Origin of the sequence: Marinitoga hydrogenitolerans DSM 16785 (genome assembly GCF_900129175.1) — a bacterium.
Classification (GTDB): Bacteria; Thermotogota; Thermotogae; order Petrotogales; family Petrotogaceae; genus Marinitoga; species Marinitoga hydrogenitolerans.
The window spans coordinates 1-5,170 of sequence record NZ_FQUI01000071.1 but is presented as its reverse complement, the minus strand read 5'-3'; the positions used below and the strand labels follow the sequence as shown (position 1 = coordinate 5,170).

General features: G+C 22.0%; 5 protein-coding genes and 2 pseudogenes. 1 reads left to right on the top strand and 6 read right to left on the bottom strand.

All coding sequences use genetic code 11. The features are described 5' to 3' along the window. The 6 genes and pseudogenes from BUA62_RS11115 to BUA62_RS11875 form a co-directional block, all read right to left on the bottom strand. Window positions 1–270: pseudogene (locus BUA62_RS11115) on the bottom strand (transposase family protein); the annotation flags it as partial. 37 nt (window positions 271–307) lie between these two features. Further along, on the bottom strand, window positions 308–1,237 hold the full coding sequence (locus BUA62_RS11110; RefSeq protein ID WP_072866102.1) for an ABC transporter transmembrane domain-containing protein: 930 nt from the start codon (window positions 1,235–1,237) through the stop codon (window positions 308–310). A gap of 4 nt (window positions 1,238–1,241) precedes the next feature. Beyond that, complete coding sequence (locus BUA62_RS11105; protein ID WP_072866101.1) at window positions 1,242–1,982, bottom strand: ATP-binding cassette domain-containing protein; 741 nt, start codon at window positions 1,980–1,982, stop codon at window positions 1,242–1,244. Window positions 1,983–1,988: 6 nt separating this feature from the next. After that, window positions 1,989–2,921 (bottom strand): ABC transporter ATP-binding protein, encoded by a 933-nt coding sequence (locus BUA62_RS11100; protein ID WP_072866100.1) that lies wholly within the window; start codon window positions 2,919–2,921, stop codon window positions 1,989–1,991. Next, window positions 2,875–4,167 carry a radical SAM protein gene (locus BUA62_RS11095; RefSeq protein WP_072866099.1) on the bottom strand — a complete coding sequence of 431 codons (1,293 nt, stop codon included), beginning with the start codon at window positions 4,165–4,167 and terminating at the stop codon, window positions 2,875–2,877. The genes BUA62_RS11100 and BUA62_RS11095 overlap by 47 nt, the downstream gene beginning before the upstream one ends. A gap of 277 nt (window positions 4,168–4,444) precedes the next feature. After that, window positions 4,445–4,579, bottom strand: coding sequence for a hypothetical protein (locus tag BUA62_RS11875; RefSeq protein WP_268776028.1), 135 nt, complete (start codon window positions 4,577–4,579; stop codon window positions 4,445–4,447). 271 nt (window positions 4,580–4,850) lie between these two features. On the opposite strand from BUA62_RS11875, the pseudogene BUA62_RS11090 reads away from it, so the two are divergent. Then, a pseudogene (locus BUA62_RS11090) lies at window positions 4,851–5,170 on the top strand (hypothetical protein); the annotation flags it as partial.

Here is a 5,170-nt window from a genome sequence, read left to right as displayed (position 1 = left end):
AACTTCTATTATTTTTATCCCATCTTCTGTTTTTATTCTTGGTACTCTTGCATGTATATACGTTTCATATTGAAATAAATTTAAATGTCTCCATGTCTTTTTTACTGTATCGTATGCTCCATATTTTTTTCCGTTTATTTCAAATTTTGCACCTCTTTTGAAATTTACATATATATTTACTTTATTTCCATCTTGTTCTATTTTTTCTATTCTCCATGGTTCATTTATATTTAGTATTTTTTCAAAAAATCTTGGCAATTCATTTATCATTTTGGTCCTCCTCCTTTTTTCTTTCATTCCTATAATATCATATTTTTTCTTTTTTTACCCACTTGTTTTGGAAGAAAACCATATTTTTTAATTTATTCCATGCAATTAAAGCATCTCTTAAAGAATTCCACATTCCAAATAATGAATTATTCATTATATTTGTTACATTTTTTATATACATATACAATGCTAATAATGAACCAATATCTTTTAAAATCAATCCCCTATATATTGAATAAATGTATATAGAAAATTGAAAAAAATCGCTTATTGTAAAAGATAATATCCAATCCATTATATTGATTTTTATTGAGAAGTTCTTATATTTGTCATTTCTCTCATTAAAACGTTTGATTTCGTTTTTTACATTTTTAAAGAAATGGATTTCCTTTAATCCTTCCAATTGATCTGATGTATCAGAGATATTCTTAAGATTTATTTCAACTTGTTTGTCATAATTGTTATAAAAGTAATTATTTGAAATATATATATTAAATGTAGATATTAGAATATAAAATATCGTTGCAATTCCTGTATTAATATCTATTTTAAAAATAAATATAATAAGAAATATTAATTTAAATACTACTGCTATACTTTCGACTCCTGATGAATTTAATACTTCTATTATTTGTTGAGGCAATCTTAATAAACTTTCAGCATAATATGTTTCATTATTTTTTCTGAATTCCATATAATCAAAATTTAAAAGGTTATATATCCCTTTTTCAGTTATTGAATAAGATAACTTTTTACTATAATAACCTAAAAACATTGATACTATATTTTTTATAATTAAAACAGATATTATTATTGCGAATATTTTCATCAATATTGTATTATCTATTATTCCTGTAGATAATGTGTTTAAAAAGTTTTTTGTATAATATGGAATCAACGCATTAAAATATTCTAATGTTATGGAAACAATAGAAAATAGCAATATAATAAATACTGTTTTTTTCATTTTATCACCTATTAAACTCTTTAAGATTATTTAGTTCTAATTGATAATATTTTTTTAAAATACCATTCTTACTCATAGACTTAAATTTGTTTTTTTCTATTATCTTTCCATCTTTTAAAATAGCAAATTCTTTCGCCAAAGATAATATTGTGAATCTATGCGAAACTAAAATAACAGTTTTATCTTTTACAAATTTATCTATATTTTTAAGTATTGAGCTTTCATTTTCTTTATCTACTCCTTCTAATGGTTCATCTAAAATTAATAATTTTGGATTTTTCAGAAAAATTCTTGCAAGTGCTACTCTTGTCCGCTCTCCACCTGATAAAAATAAACCATTTTTCCCAAGAAGAGTATCAACTCCATTTTTTTCTACAAATTTATTTAATCCAGAAAATTTTATAGCTTTTTTTATTTCTTCATCTGATGCATTTCTTTTTCCAATTTTTATATTTTCAATAAAACTTCTATTAAATATATGCGTATTTTGACTTAACATACCTATATTTTCATACCATATATCATCCGAAATATCGTTTAAATCAATATTATCAACATATATTTTTCCAGAAACCGGGGTTATAAGTTTTGATAATAGCTTTAATATAGTGGATTTACCTTCACCACTAGGGCCAACTATCGCTAATTTATCCCCTTTTTTTATTTCGAGATTAAGGTCATTTAATATTAACCTATTTTCATATTTGAATTTTATATTTTTAAATTTTATTATTTTAAAATCCATTATATTTTATTCCTCCTGAAAATTTTCATTATATTTTTTAAATACACTTATAATTTCTGGAACTACGTTAGTATAACTACTAATAAACATTGAATAAGATAATGCAATTTCAACCATTTGAATTATTTTTACTCCCTCTCCAATACTAATCATATTCTTCACAAAAAGTAATCCTATAATATATAAAGTTATTGGGAAAATTGAAAAGCTAATCATTTCTAATATAGATATAATAAGCTCAACTTTTTGTTTTTGCTTTATTATAATCAATATTTCATTAAAATAAGAATTTATTTTTTTCATTTCTCCATTTAACAATTTAAAAAACTTTATTTCTACAAAACCTCTTAATGTATCTTCTATCTTTTCAATCATTTCTGATTCAGATTTTATAATTTCTGAATTTAAAGGTAAAAGGTATATTATTTTTAGTTTTGAAGCTACATATAAAATTATTATATTTATTGATAATAATAGACCTATTATTTTAGAAGCTTTAAAAACGATAAAAAGTAATATAAAATAAAAAATTATATATGCTATAAAATTGATATTTGATTCATAAAATATCGATGTCATACCATTTTCTGAAAGGTTATACAATAAATCCGCCATTTCAGACGGATTATTTATGGTTTTATTTTTTCTTACTAAAAAATCAAAACCTTTCTTTTTATAATATGATGAAATCTCATATATATTTTTAGTATATAAAACACCAAATATTAAATTTAAAAATAACAATAATAAATATATATATAATAGTGTTCGAAAATAATAAAATGAGTTTTTATCATTAAGATTATCTACTATTTTTTGAAATACAAATGGTACTGATACATTGCAAATTTGGATAAAAAAATTTATTATTACTATAATAGAAATCATAATTTTATTTATTGTAGGAAGTTTCTTCAGTGTTTTCAATATAATGTTCATTATTATCACCTTTTTTATAATAATATCCAACACTCTCACAAATTTCATCTGGATTTATTTTTTTATCTTTTAATGTGTTTCTCCAAATTTCCATATTTTTCTCCAAATTTTTATTAAAGATAGGAACTTTAAAGTCTTCTTCCCGTAACTCTAATATATTAACTTCAGAAAAAATATTTCCAGGGAAAAAAACACATGGTTTTATATAACCATCTGTACCTATTACAAAATCTAAAGTTCCTGCAAAACAATTTAATTTAAAGTCCTCAAAAAACATTGTAGAATTACCTTTATCAATCTCTACAGTATTAATAATTATTTTATTTTTAAATTTATTCTTTAAATTGTCTAGTTTTTTATGTATTTTATAGTAATCATTCCAATCAAAGAAATATTCTTTCTCTAATAGAGTAGCTCTGCCACTTTTTGATAAAGTTCCTAATGATAACTTTTTTATATTTAGTTTAATTAATGTTCTAATAAAATCTTCTAGTTCATTAATATTTTGTGGTGTAATTATTGTAGAAATTGTAATTTTATCAATCAACCCAATATCATTTAATAATTTAATAAAATTCATTGTTTTATTCCATGAACCATTTTTTTTAGTAAAATCATCATGCTTTTCTTCATTATAAGAATATAATGAAATCTGAATATCATCAAAAAAATTTAATATTTTATAATTGTAAGAAATATCCAAAAACCCAGTTGTTAATAAATTTAATTTAAATTTATTACTTAATTTTTTCACTATATTATTTAAATTTTTGTGCAAAAAGGGTTCTCCTCCTGATATTGTTATTTCATAAACTTTGTTCGAAAATAATTCAATAATTTTATCTATTATATTATACTCTATATCTGTGCCAAACAAAGAGCAATTATTATAACAATGTATACAATTTAAAGGACATTTCTGACTTATTTCTAGTGTTAAAGATGATGGAAAAAAATATTTTCTCTTTCCGCTTTCTATTAATATTGTTTTAGAATTTTTATTAGAATATTCTAAAATGTTTAATTTCTTAAATTTTCTTTCAAATAAATTTAATATTCGCTTTAATTCTATTAAACGAAAATCCGGATAATCGTTATGTATATCTTCTAACACATTTTCTTTATTTTTTGGATATTTAAATTTACGTAAAAAATATAATTCTGGCTCCGAAATAATTAATGATTTATTTATTATTCCATTTTTTCCATAATAATGTATATGTGTATAATCCTTAATTTTATACATTTTCCACCTCTTGTATATTCATTTTAGCCCCTTCCAAAAATCTGGAAGGGGTATGGCTATAATGTAAAAGAGCCTGTATTTTTTGTTCTTTTTGTTCCACATCCACCACCATATACTACAACTTTTAAGAATTTTTTTATATTTTTCATTTTTTCCTCCTTTCAGATGTATTTTTTCTAGTACTAGAAATTGATAGCCGGCTTTTTTATTTGCATTCACTAAATTTCTGTTATAATATAATTAGAAAAGGCTTTTATTCATATGATTTCATTTAAATTTATTTACCAACTTTTTTCTGTTGAATTTGATGATTAGATGAATTAGTTGATGAATAATCATAATCGTCTCCAGCATATAATATATTGGAGAAAAATAAAATTACAATTAATGTCATTACTATAATTTTTTTCACCCCATCACCTCCTGTTTTTATTTTAGCAATTCTAACATGATTTTCAAGTGTTACCACAAAGTTAACGAGGTGCTATTTATCAGGGTTTTATTTTTGCTATATAATTACATTTCTATTATCGTTTGTTAGTTAACATTTTTTGTGAATCGTAAAACATCTTTTAAACTGATGTTTTGTATAATATTTTCTTTCTTTTCACATTCTAAAAAATAGCGGCAATTTTAATTTTTATTTTTTGTAAATTATGTAATAAAATGGTTGGTGATAATATATGAAAATTAATAACATGTTTCTTAAAGACATCATAGACATAATTGAGTATGGTAGTTTTTCAATACCAATTGTTAATTATGTTGAAAATAAAATCGACAATTTATCTTTAAAGTATTACTTTTCCTTGTTAAAGTCAAAATGGAAAATGGATCTTTCTTATGCTATTGAATATGCAAATAAAGTTATTTCAACAACAACAACAACAATATTGAGGGAACTTGCAAGATATGAACTTATCTTAATTTATTCAAGAATGAAGAATTTTGATAAATCAAAAGAAATTTTTGATTTGTTAAAAAAGAATATAAGCAATCTTTG

Excerpts from the sequence above, each read along its gene's own strand:
- BUA62_RS11110 (WP_072866102.1), bottom strand. The coding sequence starts at position 1,237 with ATGAAAAAAACAGTATTTATTATATTGCTATTTTCTATTGTTTCCATA.
- BUA62_RS11100 (WP_072866100.1), bottom strand. The coding sequence starts at position 2,921 with ATGAACATTATATTGAAAACACTGAAGAAACTTCCTACAATAAATAAA.
- BUA62_RS11095 (WP_072866099.1), bottom strand. The coding sequence starts at position 4,167 with ATGTATAAAATTAAGGATTATACACATATACATTATTATGGAAAAAAT.
- BUA62_RS11105 (WP_072866101.1), bottom strand. The coding sequence starts at position 1,982 with ATGGATTTTAAAATAATAAAATTTAAAAATATAAAATTCAAATATGAA.